Annotated in this window: 17 protein-coding genes and 1 tRNA gene; 8 read left to right on the top strand and 10 right to left on the bottom strand. The window is 68.8% G+C overall.

Translation table 11 applies throughout. The features are described 5' to 3' along the window. Positions 1-43 precede the first annotated feature (43 nt). Positions 44-538 (bottom strand): ATP-binding protein, encoded by a 495-nt coding sequence (locus ACLBYD_RS18125; RefSeq protein WP_447817527.1) that lies wholly within the window; start codon positions 536-538, stop codon positions 44-46. Positions 539-566: 28 nt separating this feature from the next. Next, positions 567-941 carry an STAS domain-containing protein gene (locus tag ACLBYD_RS18130; protein ID WP_194293734.1) on the bottom strand — a complete coding sequence of 125 codons (375 nt, stop codon included), beginning with the start codon at positions 939-941 and terminating at the stop codon, positions 567-569. 158 nt (positions 942-1,099) lie between these two features. Between ACLBYD_RS18130 and ACLBYD_RS18135 the strand changes: the two genes are divergently transcribed. From ACLBYD_RS18135 to ACLBYD_RS18145, 3 genes are all read left to right on the top strand, one after another. Beyond that, the gene (locus tag ACLBYD_RS18135; protein WP_447817571.1) at positions 1,100-2,284 is read left to right on the top strand and encodes a PP2C family protein-serine/threonine phosphatase; all 1,185 of its coding nucleotides are present in this window, start codon (positions 1,100-1,102) and stop codon (positions 2,282-2,284) included. Positions 2,285-2,354: 70 nt separating this feature from the next. Next, positions 2,355-3,920, top strand: coding sequence for a sensor histidine kinase (locus tag ACLBYD_RS18140; protein WP_447817572.1), 1,566 nt, complete (start codon positions 2,355-2,357; stop codon positions 3,918-3,920). After that, positions 3,917-4,357: a response regulator gene (locus ACLBYD_RS18145; protein ID WP_016693400.1), complete on the top strand. Its 441-nt coding sequence runs from the start codon at positions 3,917-3,919 to the stop codon at positions 4,355-4,357. Before ACLBYD_RS18140 ends, ACLBYD_RS18145 begins: the two co-directional genes overlap by 4 nt. 78 nt (positions 4,358-4,435) lie before the next feature. Here ACLBYD_RS18145 and ACLBYD_RS18150 read toward each other — a convergent pair whose 3' ends face one another. From ACLBYD_RS18150 to ACLBYD_RS18165, 4 genes are all read right to left on the bottom strand, one after another. Next, a complete protein-coding gene (locus tag ACLBYD_RS18150) occupies positions 4,436-4,813 on the bottom strand; it encodes a DUF3817 domain-containing protein (protein WP_006554752.1) in 378 nt (125 codons plus the stop codon). Then, entirely contained in the window at positions 4,810-5,226 is a 417-nt protein-coding gene (locus tag ACLBYD_RS18155; protein WP_447817528.1) for a transcriptional regulator, read from the bottom strand. The genes ACLBYD_RS18150 and ACLBYD_RS18155 overlap by 4 nt, the downstream gene beginning before the upstream one ends. Positions 5,227-5,295: 69 nt before the next feature. Next, positions 5,296-5,383 (bottom strand) — tRNA-Leu (locus ACLBYD_RS18160). Between the two features lie 17 nt (positions 5,384-5,400). Then, entirely contained in the window at positions 5,401-5,889 is a 489-nt protein-coding gene (locus ACLBYD_RS18165; protein WP_447817573.1) for an HNH endonuclease signature motif containing protein, read from the bottom strand. A gap of 399 nt (positions 5,890-6,288) precedes the next feature. Between ACLBYD_RS18165 and ACLBYD_RS18170 the strand changes: the two genes are divergently transcribed. Both ACLBYD_RS18170 and acpS read left to right on the top strand, forming a co-directional pair. Continuing rightward, complete coding sequence (locus ACLBYD_RS18170) at positions 6,289-15,570, top strand: fatty acid synthase subunit beta domain-containing protein (RefSeq protein WP_447817529.1); 9,282 nt, start codon at positions 6,289-6,291, stop codon at positions 15,568-15,570. Between the two features lie 14 nt (positions 15,571-15,584). After that, the gene (gene acpS, locus ACLBYD_RS18175; RefSeq protein WP_019288997.1) at positions 15,585-15,992 is read left to right on the top strand and encodes a holo-ACP synthase AcpS; all 408 of its coding nucleotides are present in this window, start codon (positions 15,585-15,587) and stop codon (positions 15,990-15,992) included. Positions 15,993-16,002: 10 nt separating this feature from the next. On the opposite strand, the gene ACLBYD_RS18180 is transcribed toward acpS, so the two are convergent. From ACLBYD_RS18180 to ACLBYD_RS18190, 3 genes are all read right to left on the bottom strand, one after another. Next, the gene (locus ACLBYD_RS18180; RefSeq protein WP_447817530.1) at positions 16,003-16,713 is read right to left on the bottom strand and encodes a TetR/AcrR family transcriptional regulator; all 711 of its coding nucleotides are present in this window, start codon (positions 16,711-16,713) and stop codon (positions 16,003-16,005) included. A gap of 159 nt (positions 16,714-16,872) precedes the next feature. Beyond that, complete coding sequence (locus ACLBYD_RS18185) at positions 16,873-17,658, bottom strand: ABC transporter permease (RefSeq protein WP_447817532.1); 786 nt, start codon at positions 17,656-17,658, stop codon at positions 16,873-16,875. Next, positions 17,655-18,602 carry an ATP-binding cassette domain-containing protein gene (locus ACLBYD_RS18190; protein WP_447817533.1) on the bottom strand — a complete coding sequence of 316 codons (948 nt, stop codon included), beginning with the start codon at positions 18,600-18,602 and terminating at the stop codon, positions 17,655-17,657. The genes ACLBYD_RS18185 and ACLBYD_RS18190 overlap by 4 nt, the downstream gene beginning before the upstream one ends. Positions 18,603-18,690: 88 nt before the next feature. Between ACLBYD_RS18190 and ACLBYD_RS18195 the strand changes: the two genes are divergently transcribed. Beyond that, positions 18,691-19,452 (top strand): TetR/AcrR family transcriptional regulator, encoded by a 762-nt coding sequence (locus tag ACLBYD_RS18195; RefSeq protein ID WP_447817534.1) that lies wholly within the window; start codon positions 18,691-18,693, stop codon positions 19,450-19,452. Then, positions 19,449-20,819 carry a M20/M25/M40 family metallo-hydrolase gene (locus ACLBYD_RS18200; protein WP_447817535.1) on the top strand — a complete coding sequence of 457 codons (1,371 nt, stop codon included), beginning with the start codon at positions 19,449-19,451 and terminating at the stop codon, positions 20,817-20,819. The genes ACLBYD_RS18195 and ACLBYD_RS18200 overlap by 4 nt, the downstream gene beginning before the upstream one ends. A 24-nt stretch (positions 20,820-20,843) precedes the next feature. Here the strand turns inward: ACLBYD_RS18200 and bcp are convergent, their stop codons facing one another. Continuing rightward, entirely contained in the window at positions 20,844-21,317 is a 474-nt protein-coding gene (gene bcp, locus ACLBYD_RS18205; protein ID WP_447817536.1) for a thioredoxin-dependent thiol peroxidase, read from the bottom strand. An 89-nt stretch (positions 21,318-21,406) separates the two neighbouring features. On the opposite strand from bcp, the gene ACLBYD_RS18210 reads away from it, so the two are divergent. After that, on the top strand, positions 21,407-21,631 hold the full coding sequence (locus ACLBYD_RS18210; RefSeq protein WP_060651180.1) for a DUF3618 domain-containing protein: 225 nt from the start codon (positions 21,407-21,409) through the stop codon (positions 21,629-21,631). Positions 21,632-21,733: the final 102 nt, after the last annotated feature.

The raw sequence follows: 21,733 nt of genomic DNA on the forward strand, positions 1-21,733 counted from the left end.
GCCGCTTCGATCGGGAACTCGCGACGCGCGCCTACCGCGCAGATCAGCTCGCGTCGTGGGACGAGAGTTCGTCCCCTGCCCTGTCGTCCTCAGCCCTGTCCGTCTCGTCGAGGACCCAGCGCATCTCGACGACCGTGCCCTTCGGGCCGGCCGAGACCTGGACGTCGCTGGCCAGATTGCGGATCAGCATCAGCCCGTGACCGCGTGAACGTCGGGCGTCGCTGTCGACGGCGTCGTGCCAGGAGCCGTGGTCGACGACCCGCACGACCACCTCACCCTCGTCGGGCAGGTACGCCGCCTCGTAGTCGAGCGTGCCGTGCGCATCGTCCGGCGCATAGGCGTGCTCGACGGCATTCGCGAGCGCTTCGTAGCTCGCGAGCAGTATGTCCTGTCGTTGGTCCTCGCTGAGGGGGAGCTTCGCCAGCCACCGCCTCGTGACGACCCGCAGGCCTGCAATCTCGGTCGGGTCGGCTCGCACACCCGACGAACGGATCTCGTCGGGAAAGATCAAAGCTGACTCCTCGGGCGCAGACGACATGGCTCCTCGGTTCGTCGGGTACGGCGGTCTACTCGGAGACGCCTTCCGGCGAGTTACCGAGGCCGACGAGCGCGTCGTCGAGCTTCGGATGGATCGCCAGGACCTCTCCGAGGCCGAGGAGTTCGAGCGGGCGTGCCGTGGCGCTGCCATGTGCCACGACGGCGAAACCGGTGTTGTCGCCGGCTCGCTTGGACAACTCGACCAACAGAGCGATACCCATCGAAGCGAGGAAATCAACCCCGCTGAGGTCGACGATAAGTCCGGAGATGTCGGTGTCGAGGAGTGCGAGGGCTTCCTGCTCGAGGAGCGGGGCACTCGTCATGTCGACTTCGCCGTTGACGGACAGTACGGCCACGGAGCCGTTACGGGTCGTGGAAACAGTCATATGCGGATGCGCGGTCATGGGATCGTTCACCTTGCCATCATGCAAGATCGTGCCGATAGATGCACACATCGGTCCGTCGGCCGTGGCCGCGACCCGCCGTGACCACCCTGTGACCATGCTGTCGTCGAGTCTGTAATGTTCCCTTTCGAGCAGGGAGGGAGGGGCGCCGAGTGGACATGCACCGAGCGCAGAGCGAGTCGGTCGAACCACCGTCGTTGCTCCTCATCGAGGACGATCCGGGCGACGCGCTCATCGTGGAGGAACTCGTCGTCGACAGTGCCCCCGAGATGACCGTCGTGTGGGTGCAGACACTTGCGCAGGCCCGCGACGAACTCGCCACATCGGCTCCCGACTGCGTACTTCTCGACCTCCACCTGCCCGATGCGAGCGGCCTCGAAGCCGTCGCCCGCATCCAGGAGATCACCGATTCCGTCCCCATCGTCGTCCTCACCGGCCTCGCGGAGGAACAGACCGGCCTCGCCGCGCTGTCCGTCGGCGCCCAGGACTATCTCGTCAAGGGACGCGTCGAACCCGATCTGTTCGGCCGCGCCGTCCGCTACGCCATCCAGCGAAAGCAGACCGAGATCGCGGCGGCGGAACTCCAGGCGAGCCAGCTTCACGCGCAGGAGAACGCCCGACTCGAACGCGGCCTGCTCCCGTCCCCGCTCCTGCGCGACGGGCAGGACTTCGACGTCGTCGCCCGTTACCGACCCGGCCGGTCGTCCGCTCTTCTCGGCGGCGACTTCTACGACGTCGTGCAGACCGGCGACGGCACCGTCCACGTCCTCATCGGCGACGTCTCCGGTCACGGCCCCGACGAGGCAGCCCTCGGCGTGGGCCTGCGCATCGCGTGGCGCACGCTCGTGCTCAGCGGGGTAGACGGTCCCCGCCGCTTGCACCAACTCGAGGAACTGCTCGTCGCCGAGCGCACGGAGAGTCGTTTCTTCGCGTCGATGACGAACCTCACGATGTGTGCCGACCGCAGCACCGTCGAGGTCATGCGGGCCGGTCATCCCGGGCTGCTGCTCCGCCACGGCGGAACCATCGACTGGATCGAAGCGCCCGGTGGTCCCGCTCTCGGCCTGGTGCCGGGAGTGGCCACCTGGCCCGTCCACGAGTTGGATCTGCCCGAGGACGGCGCGATCGTGTTGTTCACCGACGGATTGTTCGAGGGTCATCGGGGCGACGGCCCGGAACGACTCGGTGAGGAAGGACTCCTCGAGCTCGCGCGCGAACGCGCCCATCTGCCGGCTGCCGAGTTCACCGACTCGCTCATCGACGGTGCCGAGAAACTCGCGGACAGTAGGGGAGGGCTGTCCGACGACGTGGCAGTCGTCCACGTGCAATGGAACAGGAAGTGATCATCACCGCATGACGAACAGCGACGCAACGGCGGAGACGGGGGACGTGCGTCGCCCACCGTCTCGCAGGATGACGGTCCAGGCATGGTTCCTGCTCGTACTGAGCGTGATGGGGCTTCTGGTGATCGTCGGTACGGTCGTCGGCAGTCACTACCTCCGTGAGACCACCGAGGTCTCCAACTACGTGCGGGACCGTATCCAGCCCGCACGGGCAGAGGCGTACCGACTCCAGGGTGCGCTCCTGAACCAGGAAACCGGTGCACGGGGATACATCCTTGCTGCCGATCGCGACTTTCTCGGTCCGTACGAACAGGGACGACGTGAGGAATCGGCCGCCGCGGCCGAGTTGCGTGCACTCGTGGGAGACGACGAGAAACTGCTCGCCGACCTCGAGTCGATCGAAGCGCACGCCGCGGAATGGCGTCGGGTGTACGCAGAGCCGCTCGTCTCCGCCGTGGTTCCCGGAGAACCACAGTTCGTCGACCCGGTTGCCGTCGATGCAGGTCGCATTGCATTCGACCGGATTCGTGAAGCGTTCGAGGTCCAGAACGCAGACCTGTCACAGGCCCGAGCGGAGGGCATTGCCACACTCGAGGACATCCGCACGACGCGCGACCGCATCCTTGCCGGCATGGTCGTGGTTTTCCTGCTCGCCGGCGTGGGCCTGGCAGTCCTGCTCCAGATGATCGTGGTCCGTCCGATCCAGCGTCTGCGACAGGCATCGCGCAGCGTCGTCGCGGGCCAGAACTTCGAGCGCGAGATCGAGCCGCAGGGCCCCGCCGACATCTATGCGCTGGGCCGCGACGTCGAGGACATGCGTGAGCGGATCGTGCGCGAACTGCAGGTCGCGCACGAGCGTGAGGAGCAACTCGAGAATCAGACAACGGAACTGCGGCGCTCGAACTCCGAACTCGAACAGTTCGCCTACGTCGCCTCCCACGACCTGCAGGAGCCGCTGCGCAAGGTCGCGTCCTTCTGTCAGCTCCTCGAGAAGCGCTACGGCGACAAGCTCGACGAACGCGGCACCCAGTACATCGCCTTCGCGGTCGACGGCGCGAAGCGCATGCAGGTGCTCATCAACGACCTGCTGACCTTTTCCCGCGTCGGACGCGTCAGCGACGCGCACGTCCGCACCGAACTGGACGTGACCCTCGACGCGGCCCTGACGAACATCTCCCAGGCGGTCGAGGAATCCGGGGCGAAGATCACCCGGCCCGAGTCCCTGCCGACGATCGTGGGCGATCCCACACTGATGATCATGTTGTGGCAGAACCTGATCGGAAACGCGATCAAGTTCCGCCAAGAAGACCGGCCCGTGGAGATCCGTGTCGACTGCGAGGAGATCGTCGACGGGGACGACGAGTTCTGGCGATTCTCCGTGCAGGACAACGGCATCGGTATCGCCGAGGAGTTCGCCGACAAGGTCTTCGTGATCTTCCAGAGGCTGCACGGCCGGGACGTGTACACCGGCACCGGCATCGGCCTGGCCATCTGCCGCAAGATCGTCGAATACCACGGCGGAGAGATCTGGCTCGACCCGCAGTATCGGGACGGCAGTCGATTCTGCTTTACGATTCCCAAGGCAGGCGACGACATGTCTGCAACCGAAGTCGCTCTGAAAGGGGCATCTGCATGAGCGTTTCCGGGCGGCCGATCGACGTCCTCCTCGTCGAGGACGACCCCGGCGACGAATTGATGACGCGCGAAGCGTTCGAGGACAACAAGATCGGAAACACCCTTCACGTGGTCCGCGACGGCGAGGAGGCACTCGACTTCCTCTACCGGCGCGGAGAGTACGAGAACGCCCCCCGGCCCGACCTGATCCTCCTCGACCTGAACCTGCCCAAGTACGACGGACGGCAGGTCCTCGAGCAGGTCAAGTCCGACACCGACCTCACCGACATCCCCGTCGTCGTCCTTACCACCTCGGCAGCGGAGGAGGACATCCTCCGCAGCTACAAGCTGCACGCCAACGCGTACGTGACGAAGCCGGTCGACCTCGACCAGTTCATCCGCGCGGTGCGCCAGATCGACGAGTTCTTCGTCCAGGTGGTGCGCCTGCCGCGACGCTGAGCGCGCACACGGGCACAACGAAATCGGGCGGATCCTTCGAAAGGATCCGCCCGATTCGTGTTCGCGGAGGTTGCCGGCTCAGACGCCGAAGTCGGCCTTCACCTGCTGAGTGCGCTTGTGCTCGACGAAGAAGGACAGGAACGGGATGGTGCCCGCCAGGAGCGTCCACACCGTCCGGGCGATCGGCCAGCGCACCTTGATCGACAGGTCGAAGGTGAGGACCAGGTACACCGCGTACACCCAGCCGTGCACGATCGCGATCCAGGCCGGCACGTTCTCGACACCGATGATGTACTTGGCGACCATCTCACCGGTGAGGATCAGCAGCCAGATACCGGTCGCGTAGGCGAGCACGCGGTAACGCAGCAGAGCGGACCGGATCTTCTTCCGGTCGGCCTCACTTACGACGCGCGGCGTGGTGGCCTGGCCGGACGCCTGCTCGGGGGTCGTGCTCACTGAGCGCTCCTATCGGACCTGCGCGCGAGTTGCGCGAGGTACTCGTTGTACTCGTTGATCTGTCGTGCGTCGGGATCCGCGGTTTCCTGCTCGCGTGCCTCGGCGAGCGTGCGCGGACGGGTGGGAAGGAGATCCTCGGGGATCTCGGTGGGCTCGTCCGGCTCGGACGGGCGTCGTCCGCCGGTGCTCTCGGCTTCCTGCTCCTCGGCCTCGAGGCGGACGAAGCGCCGGTAGGCGTAGACGCAGAAGAAGGCGAAGGCCGGCCACTGGAGGGCGTAGCCGAGATTCTGGTAGGTGCCGCCGACCGCTTCGAACCGGACCCACTGCCAGTAACCGAGGCCGAGGCATCCGGCCGCGGCCACCAGGACCAGGATGATCAGGGCCAACCGGCGGGGAGGGCGATGCTCGGACACGCCCTCGACGGTACCCGAACGGTGCACCGACCTGCCAAGACCGGTCGGTGCACCGTGGGTGAGGTCACGTGGTGCGCGAGGGGGGACTCGAACCCCCACGTCCGTAAGGACACCAGGACCTAAACCTGGCGCGGCTGCCGAATTACGCCACTCGCGCGTCACGGACACAATACGTCACGCGAGTTGGTCCTCCTCGCCGAAGGTGAACTGGCGTCGCCCGGCCCAGGTGGGCGTCTGGCTATGGCAGTTCGGGCAGAGAAAGCGGACGTTGTGCGGTCGGGAATCGTGGGGATTGCCATCGATATGGTCGACGTGGAACGTCAAAGGCGCTCCGCACCACATCGGCTCGATTCCGCATCCCTCGCATTTGTGGGGACGTCCCGACTCGACGAGTGCGCGACGCAACTGTTTCGGGGACTGTCGATTGGATCCGACCGGCTTGAGGGTGAGAATTTCGGTCCATGCGAGTCGGTTTCTCGGTGGTCGGCCCTTCTGGTGGGCCTGTCCGGTGAAATGAGACGTATCGATACCGAGTCTGCGAATTCGGCGGCTGATGTGCGCATGCGCGCCCCCGGTTGCTTGTATCCCGAGATATCGCAGCACCCCCGCCACGCTGACAGACTCCGCTACAGCCTCTTCGAGTATTTCCCGTGTGTACTTCATCCCTGCCCCCATCGAATGTCTGTTCGATCCGATCGAAGATTAATTGCGGGCACCGACACGTTTCGATCTTGCGATGCACGATCCGCTACGTCCGTCAATAGGTAACGATTTGATAACGAAAAACGTGAGGGATTCCTCGGGTTCATGGACGTCCATGCATCGACGCAGCCAGGAGTGATTCGGGTTACCGACCAGTTACTTTTGAGCAGTCGTGTGAGGGAAATCACTGGTGGGGAGGCGCCGGGCAAACTGCGCGAAACAAAACATGAGGAACCCCTCATGATTTTGTGCGAACCTGGGCGTGCCCGAACAGCGGACCACTAGTCCAGCAGCACACCGGCGCGCAGCGCTGACACACGAAGCCTCGACGCCGGGGTGTTCAGGAGAGGAACCACACGCGTGACGATCGACGAGACCACACCAGGCGACAACGGACGGAACTCGAAGGCATCACGACGCACCACCGATCGGTCCACGGCAGCCGCTCCGGCCCGTGCCCTGGTCGACAAGCTCCTCGCGGGTGAGCCCTACGCGCTCGCATTCGGTGGCCAGGGAGCCCCCTGGCTCACCTCGCTCGAGGAGCTCAGCCGCGACAACGGACTCGAACCGGTCCTCACCGACCTGGTCAACCGCGCCACCGCGCACCTCGCCCCGGTCGCGAGCGACCTCGTCGTGGTCCGCCCGACGGGCTTCGACCCCGTCGCGTGGATCCTCGAGGCCGAACTCGCCGACGAGGACGACGCGCCCGCCGGCCCCTCCGAAGCAGCTCTCACCTCTGCCGCCGTGTCGCTTCCCGGCGTCTTCCTCACCCAGGTCGCCGCGCTGCGCGCGCTCGCGAACCAGGGCCTCGACATCGACTCCGTCGCGCCGAGCGCGGTCATCGGCCACTCGCAGGGCGTCCTCGCCGTCGAGTCCGTCGCCGCCGCCGGCCGCAAGGATGCCGAGATCCTCGCGATCGCGCAGCTCATCGGTGCCGCCGCGACCCTCGTCGGTCGCCGCCGCGGCCTGATCTCCGGCGCCGGCAAGTACCCGATGCTCGCCGTCGCCAACGTCGACCCCGAGCGCCTGCGCGCGATCGTCGCCGAGGTCTTCGAGGGCCAGGACCCCGAGCGCAGCGCCGTCGTCGCGATCCGCAACGCCCGTCGTCGCGTCGTGCTGTCGGGCCCGCCCACCGCTCTCGAGCGCGTGCAGCAGCGCTGCGAGCAGATCTCCGCCGCGGAGACCCGCGAGCGTGAGGCCAAGAAGCGCGGTGGCGCCGTGTTCTCCCCGACCTTCGAGCCCGTCGCGGCCGAGGTCGGCTTCCATCATCCCGCCTTCGCGGACGCCGTGGAGCAGGTCGCCGACTGGGCCGCCCGTTGCGAGCTCGACGCCGAGCTTGCGCGCAGCCTCGCGCAGGCCATCCTCGTCTCCCCGATCGACTGGGTCGAGCAGGTCGACTCCGCAGTTGCATCCGGCGCCTCGTGGATCCTCGACCTCGGTCCGGGTGAGCTCCTCACCCGTATGACCAGCTCGGGCCTGCGTGGTCAGGGCGTCGGCATCATCGCCGCCGCGACCCGCGGCGGTCAGCGCAACCTCCTCACCCCGGGCGCCGAGCCCGAGGTTCCGCGTGCCTGGTCGGAGTTCGCTCCGAAGCCGGTCGCGCTGCCCGACGGCCGCATCGCCGTCGAGACGGCCTTCACCCGCCTGACGGGCCGCTCGCCGATCCTGCTCGCGGGCATGACCCCCACGACCGTCGATCCGAAGATCGTCGCCGCCGCCGCGAACGCCGGCCACTGGGCCGAGCTCGCCGGTGGTGGCCAGGTCACCGAGCAGATCTTCGCCGACCACGTCGCCGAGCTCACCGAGCTGCTCGAGCCGGGTCGTGCCGTCCAGTTCAACTCGATGTTCCTGGACCCCTACCTGTGGAAGCTGCACGTGGGCGGCAAGCGCCTCGTGCCCAAGGCCCGCGCGGCCGGTGCGCCCTTCGACGGTGTCGTGGTCACCGCCGGTATCCCGGAGCTCGACGAGGCCGTGCAGATCATCTCCGACCTGCGTGAGGCCGGCATCGAGCACGTCGCCTTCAAGCCGGGCACGGTCGCGCAGATCCGCTCGGTCATCCGTATCGCCAACGAGGTCCCGGACTACCCGGTCATCGCCCACATCGAGGGTGGCCGCGCCGGTGGTCACCACTCGTGGGAGGACCTCGACGACCTGCTCCTCGACACCTACGCCGAGCTGCGCACGCGCCCGAACCTGGTGCTGTGCGTCGGCGGTGGGATCGGCACGCCGGAGAAGTCAGCCGAGTACCTGACCGGTCGCTGGTCGACCGTTTACGGCTTCCCGGCCATGCCGCTCGACGGCATCCTCGTCGGCACCGCCGCGATGGCGACTCTCGAGGCAACCACGGCTCCCGAGGTCAAGCAGCTGCTCGTCGACACCCCCGGCACCCCCGACTGGGTCGCCGCCGGCACCGCGACCGGCGGTATGGCCTCCGGCCGCAGCCAGCTCGGCGCCGACATCCACGAAATCGACAACGCCGCATCGCGCACGGGTCGCCTGCTCGACGAGGTCGCCGGTGACGCCGACGCCGTGGCCGCACGCCGCGACGAGATCATCGAGGCGCTGAACGGAACGGCGAAGCCGTACTTCGGTGACCTCGACACCATGACCTACCTGCAGTGGCTCGAGCGCTACCTCGAGCTGGCCGTCGGCGCGGACAACGGTGCCGAGTTCGACTGCGGCACCGATCTGGCGGACGTCCTCGCCGAGGCGCACACCAGCCCGTGGCTCGACGTGTCGTGGCGTGAGCGTTTCCGCAACATGCTGCAGCGTGCCGAGGCCCGCCTGCATCCCGTCTGCCGGGGCCCGATCCCGACGCTGTTCGACGACGACTCGGTGCTCGAGCGCCCGTACGCCGCGATCAAGTCGCTGCTCGCGCAGTACCCCGACGCGGGCGACGTCGTGCTGCACCCCGCCGACGTGCCGTTCTTCGTGTCGCTGTGCCGCACGCCCGGCAAGCCCGTGAACTTCGTTCCGGTCGTCGACCAGGACGTGCGTCGCTGGTGGCGTTCGGATTCGCTGTGGCAGGCCCACGATCCGCGTTACTCCGCCGATCAGGTCTGCGTCATCCCCGGCACCGTTGCCGTCGCCGGCATCACCCGCGTCGACGAGCCGGTCGGTGAACTCCTCGACCGCTTCGAGAAGGCCACGGCCGACGAACTCGTCGCCGAGGGTGCGGAGCCCGTCGAGCTTCCCGCGCGTCGCCACCGCGACATCGCGCCGGGTCTGCTCGACGCCGTCCTGTCCTCGCCGGACGTCTCGTGGGCGGGTCGCCAGACCCGCAACCCGATCCACCGTCTCGGTGATCTGGACGAGTGGACCGTCGAGTCGGAGACCGCTGCTTCGCACGCACCCACGGGTGCGACCCTGACGATCCTCGACGACGAGCACGTCGGCCTGCGGGTTCCGCTGGTGCGCGACAAGGCCGTCGAGATCCGCCTGACCGTGCCCGCCTCGGTCGTCTCCGGTGGCGCGCCCGTCGTCACCGAGGCCGACGCCGATGCGTCGATGTCCGCTCTGCTCGGTGTCGCCGCCGGTCAGGAACTGCCCGAGGTCAAGAAGGGCGCTGCCCGCATCACTCTCGGCTGGCTGCCGGAGAAGATCGCCGACCACGCCGGTGTCACCGGTTCGGGTCTGCCCGCCACCCTGACGCCGAGCGGCAACGGTGTGCCCGACGTCCTCGTCGGTGCCTGCTGGCCGGCCGTCTTCGCCGCGCTGGGCGCCGCCCGCACCGAGACCGACCTGTCGGTCATCGAGGGCATGCTCGACCTGGTCCACCTGGACCACGCGATCGACGTCAAGAACGGCCTGCCCACCGATCCCGCCTTCCTGGGCGTCAAGGCCGAGGTCACCGGTGTCTCCGACACCGACCTGGGTCGCGTCGTCGAGGTCGACGTGGTCATCACCGCCGACAGCGGTGACGGCTCGGGCGACCGCGTGGTCGCCACCCTGGCCGAGCGGTTCGCGATCCGCGGCCGCACCGGCACCGCCGATCTCGCCGATCCGGTCCGCGCCGGTGGCGCTCTCACCGAGGCCGTCACCGACACGCCGCGTCGTCGCCGCCGCGACGCCGTGATCGTCGCGCCGACCGACATGAGCGCCTTCGCGAAGGTCTCCGGCGACCACAACCCGATCCACACCTCCGACAACGCCGCGCTGCTCGCCGGTCTCGGAAGCCCGATCGTCCACGGCATGTGGCTGTCGGCCGCGGCCCAGCAGGTCGTCACCGCAATCGAGCAGGACGCGAAGCTGCCGGTCCGTCGCCTGACGGCATGGACCGCCCGCTTCCTGGGCATGGTCCGTCCGGGCGCGAAGATCGACGTGCGTGTCGACCGCATCGCCACCGACGGTGGTGCCGAGGTCGTCGAGGTCGGCTGCCGCGTCGACGGTGATCTGGTGATGGTCGCGACCGGCCGTATCGCCGCGCCGAAGACCGTCTACGCCTTCCCGGGCCAGGGCATCCAGCGTCCCGGCATGGGCCTCGACGCCCGTGCCCGCTCGAAGGCCGCCCGCGAGATCTGGGAGCGCGCCGACAAGCACACCCGCGACGCTCTCGGCTTCTCGATCCTGGCCGTGGTCCGCGACAACCCGACGGTCCTCAAGGCCCGCGGTGTCACCCACAAGCACCCCGACGGCGTGCTGCACCTGACGCAGTTCACGCAGGTCGCGATGGCGACCCTCGGTGTCGCGCAGATCGCCGAGCTCAAGGAGGCCGGCGCGTTCGTCGACGACGCCTTCCTGGCCGGTCATTCGGTGGGTGAATACAACGCCCTCGCCGCGGTCGCCGGTGTGCTGCCGCTCGAGGCCGTCCTCGAGGTGGTCTTCCAGCGCGGCTCCGCGATGCACGCTCTCGTGCCGCGCGACGAGCACGGCCGCTCGAACTACCGCATGGCCGCGATCCGGCCGTCGCAGTTCGGTGTGGACGACGCGGATCTGCAGGCCTTCGTCGCCGGTGTCGCCGAGGAGACCGGGGAATTCCTGGAGATCGTCAACCTCAACCTGCGCGGTTCGCAGTACGCGATCGCCGGTACGGTCGCCGGCCTCGAAGCCCTCGAGTCCGTGATCGAGCGCAAGGTCGCCGAGTTCGGTGGGAAGCGCGCGTTCATCCTCGTCCCGGGCATCGATGTGCCGTTCCACTCGACCGTGCTGCGCGGCGGTGTCGACGACTTCCGTGAGCGTCTGCTCGCCCTGCTGCCGCAGGAGATCGACCCGAACATCCTCATCGGCCGGTACATCCCGAACCTCGTGCCCAAGCCGTTCAACCTGGGCCGCGAGTTCATCCAGGAGATCGCCGACCTGGTGCCGTCGCAGCCGCTCGCCGACGTCCTCGCGGACTTCGACAGCTGGTCGGCCAAGCCGGTCGAGCTCACCCGCGTGGTGCTCGCCGAGTTGCTGGCCTGGCAGTTCGCGTCGCCGGTGCGCTGGATCGAGACGCAGGACCTGCTGTTCGCCGACGAGACCGACGGTGGTCTCGGTGTCGAGCGGTTCGTCGAGGTAGGCCTCGGTGGCGCGCCCACCGTCGCGAACCTCGCGTCGCAGACGCTGAAGCTGCCCGGTCGTTTCGGTCAGCCCGTCGAGGTGCTCAACATCGAGCGCGAGGCGTCGATCGTGTACTCGACCGACACCGATCCCGCTCCGGTCGAGGACGACGAGCCGGCCGCACCGGCCGCCGAGTCCGCTCCCGCCGCTGCTGCGGCCCCGGCACCCGCCGCGGCTCCCGCTGCGCCGGCCGGTGGCCCGACCCCGGACGACATCGCGTTCAAGGCCGCCGACGCCACCAAGGTGCTCATCGCCCTGTGGACGAAGCTGCGCCCGGATCAGATCGGCCCCGCCGACACGATCGAGGCGCTGTGCGACGGCGTGTCCTCGCGCCGCAACCAGCTGCTCGTCGACCTCGGTTCCGAGCTCTCGCTCGGCGCGATCGACGGTGCCGCCGACGCCGACATGGGCGCCCTCGCCGGCACGGTCGACCGTCTCGCCCGCACCTACCGCCCCTTCGGCCCGGTGCTGTCGGACTCGATCAACGATCACCTGCGCAAGGTGTTCGGTCCGTCGGGCAAGCGTCCCGCCTACGTCGCCGACCGCGTCACCAAGGTGTGGGGTCTGGGCGAGGGCTGGGCGTCGCACGTCACCGCCGAAGCTGCTCTCGGCAGCCGCGACGGTTCGTCCGTCCGCGGTGGAGACCTGGGTGGCCTGACCGATGGTGCCCTCGCGGATGCCGCTTCGGTCGACAAGCTGATCGACGCCGCCGTGCAGTCGGTGGCCTCGCGTCGCGGAATCGCCGTGTCGATGCCGTCCGCCGGTGGCGGCGGGGGAGCGACGGTCGACGCCGCTGCCCTCGGCGAGTTCGCCGAGCAGATCACCGGCCGCGACGGGGTTCTCGCCAGTGCCGCACGTCTCGTGCTCGAGCAGCTCGGCCACACCGAGCAGGTCTCGGGCCTGGCCGACAAGGCCGACGACGAACTCGTCGACCTGGTCTCCGCGGAGCTCGGCTCCGACTGGCCGCGTCTGGTCGCTCCGGCCTTCGACGAGCGCAAGGCCGTCCTGATCGACGACCGCTGGGCCACCGCCCGTGAGGACCTGGCCCGTGTCTGGCTCGGGGAGCAGCTCGCGGTCGAACGCTTCATCGGTGCGGGTCGGACCGTGGCTGCGCACGCCGAGTTCTGGGGCCGCAAGGCCACGGAGGCCGGCCGTACGGAGCTCGCGCAGACCTACGCCGCGATCGCCGAGACCGCCGTCGTCACCGAGGGTGCCGAGTACGCGGACGAGGTCGCCGTGGTCACCGGCGCCAGCAAGGGCGGTATCGGCGCAGCCGTCGCCGCGAAGCTGCTGGCCGGCGGTGCGACGGTCGTCGTCACCACGTCCTCGCTGAACGACAGCCGCCTGGGCTTCTACAAGGAGCTGTACGCACGCAACGCTCGTGCCGGCGCCGCGCTGTGGGTGGTTCCCGCGAACATGGCGTCCTACAGCGACGTCGACGCCCTGATCGAGTGGATCGGCACCGAGACCGTCGAGGTCGCCGGTGGTGCGAAGAAGCTCATCAAGGACGCGCTCACCCCGACGCTGCTCTTCCCGTTCGCCGCGCCGCGCGTGGCGGGCTCGCTCGCCGACGCCGGTGCGCGCGCCGAGATGGAGATGCGGGTGCTGCTGTGGTCGGTCGAGCGACTGATCGCCGGACTGTCGAAGATCGGGTACGACCGCGACGTCGACACCCACCTGCACGTGGTGCTGCCCGGTTCGCCGAACCGCGGCAAGTTCGGTGGCGACGGTGCCTACGGTGAGGCCAAGGCCGCACTCGACGCGATCATCAACCGCTGGAGCGCCGAGCGCACCTGGGCCGAGCGCGTCACCCTCGCCCACGCCCTCATCGGCTGGGTGCGCGGCACGGGCCTGATGGGCGGCAACGACCCGCTGGTCGAGGCCGTCGAGGCCGCCGGTGTCCGCACCTGGTCCACCGACGAGATGGCCGGCGAGCTGCTGAAGCTGGTCGGACCGGAGGCCACGCGTCTCGCCGCCGAGGCTCCGCTCGTCGCGGACCTGACCGGTGGACTGTCCGAGGTGGACGTCGATCTGCCGGCGCTCGCGAAGCAGGCGCAGGAGGCGGCCGACGCCGTCGAGGAGGACGAGGACGACACCGCGACCATCGCGGCGCTGCCCGAGCCTCCGCGCGCCGAGGAACTGCCGACCCCCGAGTGGGGCACGGTCACCGCCGACCTCGCCGACACGGTCGTCATCGTCGGTGCCGGTGAGCTCGGCCCCTACGGCTCCGCTCGCACCCGCTTCGAGATGGAGGTCGACGAGGAACTGTCGGCCGCCGGTGTGCTCGAGCTGGCGTGGGTCACGGGCCTGATCGGCTGGGAGAACGATCCCAAGCCGGGCTTCTACGACACCGAGACCGGTGAGCTGGTGCCCGAGGCGGAGATCGCCGACCGCTACCACGACGCGGTGGTCGAGCGTTGCGGCATCCGCCGCTACGGCGACGACGGTGCGATGATCGACAACACGGCACCGCTGCTGACCTCGGTCTTCCTCGACAAGGACCTGTCCTTCGTCGTCGGTTCCGAGGCCGAGGCCCGCGCGTTCGTCGACTCCGATCCGGAGAACACGGTCGCGTCGGTCGACGCCGAGTCGGGCGACTGGACGGTCACCCGCAAGGCCGGCACCGAGATCCGCGTGCCGCGCAAGGCGAAGCTGACCCGCACGGTCGGCGGCCAGATCCCGACCGGCTTCGACGTCACCAAGTGGGGCATCCCCGCCGACATGGCGGACTCGGTGGACCGGGTGGGTCTGTGGAACATCGTCACCACGGTCGATGCCTTCCTCACCGGTGGCTTCACCCCGTCCGAGCTGCTGCGCTGGGTGCACCCGTCGATGGTCGCCAACACGCAGGGCACCGGCATGGGTGGCATGTCCTCGATGCGGTCGCTGTACATCGACACGCTGCTCGGCGAGTCGCGGGCGAACGACATCCTGCAGGAGGCCCTGCCGAACGTCATCGCCGCGCACGTCGTCCAGTCGTACGTCGGTGGCTACGGCGCGATGGTGCACCCGGTCGCGGCGTGCGCTACGGCTGCGGTCTCCGTCGAGGAGGGCGTGGACAAGATCAAGCTCGGCAAGGCCGACCTGGTCGTCGCCGGTGGCTTCGACGATCTCGGTATCGAGGGCATCGTCGGCTTCGGTGACATGTCCGCGACCGCCAAGTCGGAGGACATGCAGGCCAAGGGCATCAGCGATCGTCGCTTCTCCCGCGCCAACGACCGTCGTCGCGGTGGATTCGTCGAGTCGGCCGGTGGCGGCACCGTCCTGCTCGCCCGCGGCGATGTCGCGCTCGAGATGGGCCTGCCGGTGCTCGGTGTGGTCGCCTGGGCCGGATCGTTCGCCGACGGTGTGCACACCTCGATCCCGGCGCCCGGCATCGGTGCGCTCGGTGCGGGTCGCGGTGGACGCGAGTCGGGTCTGGCGAAGGAACTGCGCAAGCTCGGTCTCACGGCCGACGACATCGCGGTGATCTCCAAGCACGACACCTCGACCGCCGCGAACGACCCGAACGAGGCCGAGCTGCACGAGCGTCTGGCCGGTGCGCTGGGCCGCAGCGAGGGCAACCCGATGTTCGTGGTCTCGCAGAAGTCGCTGACCGGTCACGCCAAGGGTGGCGCCGCCGCCTTCCAGCTGATCGGCCTGTGCCAGGTCCTCGCGCAGGGTGTGGTTCCGCCGAACCGCAGCCTCGACTGTGTCGACGAGAAGATGGCGGAGTTCGAGCACCTGGTGTGGCCGCGCACGCCGATCCGGTTCGGCGAGCAGCTCCCGCTCAAGGCGGGTCTGCTCACGAGCCTCGGCTTCGGGCACGTGTCGGGTCTGATCGCGGTGGTCCATCCGCAGGCGTTCGTCGAGGCGATCCCGGCGGAGCGCCGGGAGGCCTACCTGGCGAAGGCTGCCGAGCGCACCGTTGCCGGCAAGCGTCGCCTGGTGGACGCGATGACCGGTGGAGCGTCGCTCTACCAGCGGCCCGCGGATCGTCGTCTCGGTGACGATCACGTGCCGGCTTCGGCCACGCGTCAGCTCGAGGCGGACATGCTGCTCTCGCCGGAGGCCCGCCTCGGTGAGGACGACGTGTACCGCTCCGGTCTGCCCGGCTGCAAGTAGGCACGGGTCTCGGGATGGGAGTTGCGGGTGTCGGGTTCGACCTCGTGTCGGTGCCGGAGTTCGCGGAACAGCTGAGTCGGACGGGAACGACGATGCTGGCGAACTTCACACCGGGTGAGCGTCGCGACGCGAACACCCGCAGCTCCGATCCCGCCCGGCACTTCGCCGCCCGGTGGGCGGCGAAAGAGGCGGTGATCAAGGCGTGGTCGGCGTCGCTGTTCGGCAGCCCACCGGTGCTACCGGAGACGATCCATCAGCAGATCGAAGTGGTCTCGGACGCGTGGGGTCGCCCGAGCATCCGGCTGCACCGGCAGGTCGCCGAGAAGCTGACCGGCGTCCGGATCCATGTGTCGTTGACCCACGACGGTGACATGGCCGGCGCGTTCGTCGTCCTCGACGAGGTCGACGGCCGGCGTACGTAGATGTGGGGACTCAGGCCGAGGGAGCGCTAGCTTCCTCGGCCTGATCCGTTTCGGTGTCCTGCCGGCCGGCCTGTTCGCGTGCGGATTCCTCGCGGCGTTGGCGTCGCTTGGCCTGAGCGCGTGAGTCCTGTTCGGCGATCTGCAGATAGGCGACCATGATGCGCTTGAGTTCGACGACGGCGTCGGCATGGGTCTGGTCGTCCTGCACCGAGAAGTTGAGCATCGAGTACACGATGTGGACGAGCACCTCGGCCATGAGCTTGCGGCGCGGTCGCGGGGTGTCCGGGGTGAGCGGTGCCAGCATCCGCGCGACCTGCTCGGCGAACTCGCGTTCGTGGATGGCGCCGGTGGCCCGGGTGGACGGGGTGGACTGCATCGCGAGCCACACCTCGCGGCGGGACGGATCGGTGGTCCACAGTCCGGCGAGGTGGTCGACGAAGCTGTTGAGGAAGCGCAACCAGTCGACGGACGGAATCTTGCCGTTGAACTGGGCGAGCTCGCTCTGGACGCCGACGAGGTCCTGCCGGTTGAGCTCGCACACGATCACGTACTTGTTGGCGAAGAACTGGTAGAGCGTGCCGATGGGGACGTCTGCGCGGGACGCGACCTCCTCACAGGTGAACGACTCGAAGCCGACTTCGGTGAGCAGTTCACGCGAGGCGGCCAACAGGGCGTCGAACTTGCGGCGGCTCCGCTCCTGGGTGGGCCGCCGACGCGGCACGAGCTCCTGGGGCTCGGCCTGAACCTCGAGCGCCNNNCGATCCGGCGCGGGGCGCGGCGGCCGTTCGTTGCTGACTCCACGCGCCCAGGCTAGCCGGACGTCCGTGCTTTCCCGAATACTTGATGTGAGTCAGAGTGTCACAAACCGGGCAGCCACAGGTCACCGCGCGGTTCGCTGCCGGAACAGTGCGGTGGCGGCGACCAGGCCGAGCGCGGTGAATGCCGCGCACCACCCGACCGCGACGATCGCGGACGACCCGATCCCGGTGCCGGTGAGCAGTCCCCGGACGGTCTCGATCACCGGGGTGACCGGCTGGTGCTCGGCGAAACCGCGCAGCCATCCGGGCATCGTCTCGGGCGGGACGAACGCGCTGCTCACGTAGGGGAGGAAGAGCAGGAAGAAGGTGAACCCGCTCGCAGCCTCCTCGTTGCCTGCGAGCATCCCGAGCGCGGCCGAGACGGCGGAGATCGCGAGGACGAACAACGCGATGACACCCACGGCGGCCACCCACTCGAGGAGACCGGCGTCGGGCCGGAATCCCATGAGCGCGGCCACCACGAACACCACGACGGTACTGGCGAGATTGCGGACCAGGCTCGCGACGACGTGCCCGGTGAGCACGGCGGAGCGGGCGATGGGCATGGACCTGAACCGGTCGACGATGCCGCGGTGCATGTCGGAGGCGACCGCGACGGCCGTCTGCGCCGCCCCGAAGGACGCCGACAGCAGCACGATACCGGGCACGACGTAGTCGAGATAGTCGGTGCCCGTGTCGATCGCGCCGCCGAAGACGTAGACGAACAGCACGAGCAGCAGGACCGGCAGCGCGAGTCCCATGAGCAGCGCGTCGGGGCTGCGGAGCATCCGCCGCAGGTTCCTGCCGGTCACGGCGGCGTGGTCGCGCGCGGCGAAGCGGAGCGGGGTGGGGTGCGCGAGGAGTGTCATCGGACGACCTTCGTTTCGTCGGTGGAGCCGGTGAGGGTGAGGAAGACGTCGTCGAGGGTGGGGGAGTGCAGCCCGAACTTCTCGACGGGCACCGCCTCGGCGGCGAGGCGCTCGAGCAGGGCGGCGACGTGGGGCAGGTCGCCGTCGGTGTGGACCTGCAGTGTCAGTGCGGCCCGGTCGATCTCGCCGTCGAGCACCGACGCGGCGTGGGCGAGGTCGGCGTCGGTGGCGAAACGCAGTTCGAGATAGCCGCCGCGCACCAGCGACTTGAGTTCGTCGGGTGTGCCCTCGGCGACGATCCGTCCACCGTCGAGGACGGCGATGCGGTCGGCGAGCCGGTCGGCCTCCTCGAGGTACTGGGTGGTCAGGAAGATCGTGACGCCGTCGTCGGCGAGTTCGCGGATCGCCTCCCACATCACCAGGCGGCTGCGCGGGTCGAGGCCGGTCGTGGGTTCGTCGAGGAACAGCACCTGCGGGGATGCGACGAGACTCATGGCGATGTCGAGGCGTCGCATCGTGCCGCCGGAGTACGTGCCGGCGCGACGGTCGGCGACGTGCCCGAGATCGAAGCGTTCGATCAGGTCGCGGACGCGACCGAGAATCGCGGCCGACGGCAGGTGCGCGAGACGCGCGGCGAGACGGAGGTTCTCCGTGCCGGTGAGCACGTCGTCGATCGCGGCGTACTGGCCGGTGAGCGCGATGTTCTCGCGCACGGCGTGGGCGCGGGCAGGAAGGGGCAGGCCGACTACCGTGACGGTGCCCGCGTCGGGGCGCAGCAGGGTGGTCAGGATACGGACGGTCGTGGACTTGCCGGCGCCGTTCGCTCCGAGCAGCGCGAAGACGGATCCGGGCTCGACCCGGAGGTCGACACCGTCGAGAACGATGGTCGGGCCGAACGACTTGCGTAGACCCCGGACATCGATGGCAGGAACGGGGCGAGTCATGACATCTCCTTAACTGTGTATGCCATATACCTATGTGTATAGCGTACACAGTTTTAGGATGGCGGCAAGACCCGAAATCTGGAGGAGCATGAGCAGTCCCGAGCCCGGCGATCCGCTGCCGCAGAGTGTGCAGCTGGCATGGGGATTGAGCGATGCCGGCACCCGCGGTCCACGACGGGGGCTCACACTCGAGCAGGTCCTCGACGCGGCGATCGAGGTGGCCGGCGCCGAAGGGCTCGAAGCACTCTCGATGAGCCGGGTCGCCAAGCAGCTGGGTTTCACCACCATGTCGCTGTACCGCTACGTGAGCAACAAGGACCAGCTCGTCGAACTCGCGTGGGACCGCGCGATCGGGCCGCCTCCCGAACTACCGACGGACGGCGACTGGCGGGAACGGCTCGACGCGTGGGCGATGGCCGAGTACCGGAGTCTGCGCGCGCACAAGTGGTTGACGCAGTACCCGATCCGCACGGCGCCGTATTATCCCAACAACCTGCTCTGGCTCGACGCCGGACTCGACGCACTGTCCGCCACGCCGCTCGACGAACCCGCGAAAGTGCAGGTGGTGACGATGATCTCGCTCTACGCCATCGGTCGCGCACGTTTCTCGTGGGAGCTCGGGACCGACGTCGCGGACGACCCGACCGACGCTCCGGCGATGCTGCGGCGCATCCTCGACCCCGGGAAGTACCCCTCGGTGCTGGCGGCGGTCGAGGGCGGCGCGTTCGACCCCGACGAGAGCGACGCAGAGGCCGAGGCAGTATGGCACGAACAGGACTTCCGTTTCGGTCTCGAACGACTGCTGGACGGAATCGACGTACTCATCCGACGTGCGGAGGACGGATCATGACAGCGACAGACACCGACGCGACGCAGCGCATCCGCGAACGGATCCGGGAGGCGATGCCCGCCGCGCGCGACGACCTGGCGCAGCTCGTCGCGTTCCGTTCCGTCGCGGATCCACGCCAGTTCCCGGTGGAGGAATGCGTCGGTGCGGCGAACTGGGTGCGGGATGCCTTCGCCGAGGCGGGAATCGAGAACGTCGAGACGATCGAGACCTCCGACGGTTCGCTCGCGGTCCTGGGCCACACGCCCGCGCCGGAGGGCGCCCCGACGGTTCTGCTCTACAGTCACTACGACGTTCAGCCGCCCGGCGACGAATCGCTCTGGCACAGCGAACCGTTCACGCTCACCGAGCGGGACGGGCGCTGGTACGGCCGCGGCGTCGCCGACTGCAAGGGCAACGTCGTCATGCACCTGCTCGCGCTGCGGGCGCTGCATGCGGACGGCCCGTTTCCCGTCGGTGTCCGCATCGTCATCGAGGGTTCGGAGGAGATGGGTGGCGCCGGCCTCGACCACCTCGTCGCCGAACGACCCGAGCTGTTCGACGCCGATCTCATCGTCATCGGCGACAGCGGCAATGCCGAGGTCGGCCGGCCCACCCTCACCACGACGCTGCGGGGCATCGCGAACGTCGACGTCCACATCGAGACGCTGAAGGGCGAGATCCACTCCGGGATGTACGGGGGAGCGGCCCCCGACGCGCTGGCCGCGCTGATCCATCTGCTCGGCACCCTGCGCGACGAGCACGGCAACACCGTCGTCGACGGACTGGACTGCACCGCCACCTGGGACGGTGTGCCCTATCCCGAGGACCGTTTCCGCGCCGATGCGGGTGTGCTCGATGGTGTCTCGCTGCCCACCTCCGGCACCGTCGCCGACGCGGTGTGGGCGCGACCGGCACTGACCGTCCTCGGGATCGACGCCCCGCCCGTGGTCGGATCGGCCGCGGCGGTCGTGCCGCGCGCGTCCGCGCGCCTGAACCTGCGCGTGCCGCCCGGCATCGACGCCCGCACCGCCCAGGACGCGCTCGTCGCCCATCTCGAGGCGCACGTGCCGTGGGGAGCGCATCTGCGCATCGACCGCGACGTCCTCGGCGAACCCTTCCGGGCGGCCACGAACGGTCCGGGTTACGCCGCGCTGCGCACCGCGCTCGAGACCGCCTACGGCCGGGAGGTCGGGACCGCCGGGCAGGGCGGCTCGATCCCGCTGTGCACCGCGCTGCAACGCGCCGTGCCGCGGGCCGAGATCGCCCTGATCGGTGTCGAGGAACCGCGCTGCGTCATCCACGCGCCGAACGAGAGTGTCGATCCCACCGAGATCGAGAATCTCGCCGTGGCCGAGGCACTGCTGCTGACCTCGCTGGCGTCGCAATAACGCTGCCGGCCGGGCACCCGGGCGTCAGACGGACAGGTCGCGGCGCAGCTTCGCCACGTGCCCGGTCGCGCGGACGTTGTACTGCGCGACCTCGATCTTCCCGTCCTCGTCGACGAGGAAGGTCGAGCGGATGACGCCGGTGACGGTCTTGCCGTACATCTTCTTCTCGCCGAAGGCACTCCATGCCTGGAGGGTGGCCTTCTCGGGATCCGACAGCAGGGGGAACGTCAGCTCTTCGGCGTCGCGGAACTTCGCGAGCTTGGCCGGCTTGTCGGGCGAGATGCCGAGCACCTCGAGGCCCGCCTCATTCAGCTCGGCGAGACTGTCGCGGAAGTCGCACGCCTGCTTCGTGCATCCCGGGGTGCTCGCGGCGGGGTAGAAGTACACGATGACCTTGCGTCCGCGATAGTCCGACAGCGACACCTCGTTGCCGTCGGCATCGGGAAGGGTGAAATCGGGTGCGGGATCACCGGGGGCGAGTCTGCTGTTCTCGGTCATGAAGGCGACAGTAGTGGACCGTGCAGCCATTCCCGGCGCGCGTCCATTACCGTGGTCGCAGCACACTGCAGCGACCTTCTGGAGGACACGTGGCTAGGGACACCGAGGACATCGAGCGGGAGATCGAGAAGGCCCGCAATCAGCTCGCGAGCACACTCGACGAACTGAGCGTCCGCGCCAACCCGAAGAATCTGGTGGCGAGCACGAAGCAGACCCTCATCGCGAAGGTGAACCAGCCGCAGGTGAAGAAGTATGCGGCGATCGCGGCCGGCACGGTCGTCGGATTGCTGGTGCTGCGCAGGATCCTGCGCTGACCCGTCCGCTCCACCGCGTGACAGGGCACCCACGTCGACTCGGCGTGGGTGTTCCTCGTTCCGGGGACGGAGCCGCCGCGAGAGCGTCGTCGGCCGCGAACG

It is taken from the genome of Rhodococcus sp. C26F, assembly GCF_053345925.1.

Coding starts and splice junctions, on each gene's coding strand:
- ACLBYD_RS18145 (WP_016693400.1), top strand. CDS start 3,917: ATGAGCGTTTCCGGGCGGCCGATCGACGTCCTCCTCGTCGAGGACGAC.
- ACLBYD_RS18125 (WP_447817527.1), bottom strand. CDS start 538: ATGTCGTCTGCGCCCGAGGAGTCAGCTTTGATCTTTCCCGACGAGATC.
- ACLBYD_RS18190 (WP_447817533.1), bottom strand. CDS start 18,602: ATGACTCGCCCCGTTCCTGCCATCGATGTCCGGGGTCTACGCAAGTCG.
- ACLBYD_RS18200 (WP_447817535.1), top strand. CDS start 19,449: ATGACAGCGACAGACACCGACGCGACGCAGCGCATCCGCGAACGGATC.
- ACLBYD_RS18140 (WP_447817572.1), top strand. CDS start 2,355: ATGACGGTCCAGGCATGGTTCCTGCTCGTACTGAGCGTGATGGGGCTT.
- acpS (WP_019288997.1), top strand. CDS start 15,585: ATGGGAGTTGCGGGTGTCGGGTTCGACCTCGTGTCGGTGCCGGAGTTC.
- bcp (WP_447817536.1), bottom strand. CDS start 21,317: ATGACCGAGAACAGCAGACTCGCCCCCGGTGATCCCGCACCCGATTTC.
- ACLBYD_RS18135 (WP_447817571.1), top strand. CDS start 1,100: ATGCACCGAGCGCAGAGCGAGTCGGTCGAACCACCGTCGTTGCTCCTC.
- ACLBYD_RS18185 (WP_447817532.1), bottom strand. CDS start 17,658: ATGACACTCCTCGCGCACCCCACCCCGCTCCGCTTCGCCGCGCGCGAC.
- ACLBYD_RS18130 (WP_194293734.1), bottom strand. CDS start 941: ATGACCGCGCATCCGCATATGACTGTTTCCACGACCCGTAACGGCTCC.
- ACLBYD_RS18195 (WP_447817534.1), top strand. CDS start 18,691: ATGAGCAGTCCCGAGCCCGGCGATCCGCTGCCGCAGAGTGTGCAGCTG.
- ACLBYD_RS18165 (WP_447817573.1), bottom strand. CDS start 5,889: ATGAAGTACACACGGGAAATACTCGAAGAGGCTGTAGCGGAGTCTGTC.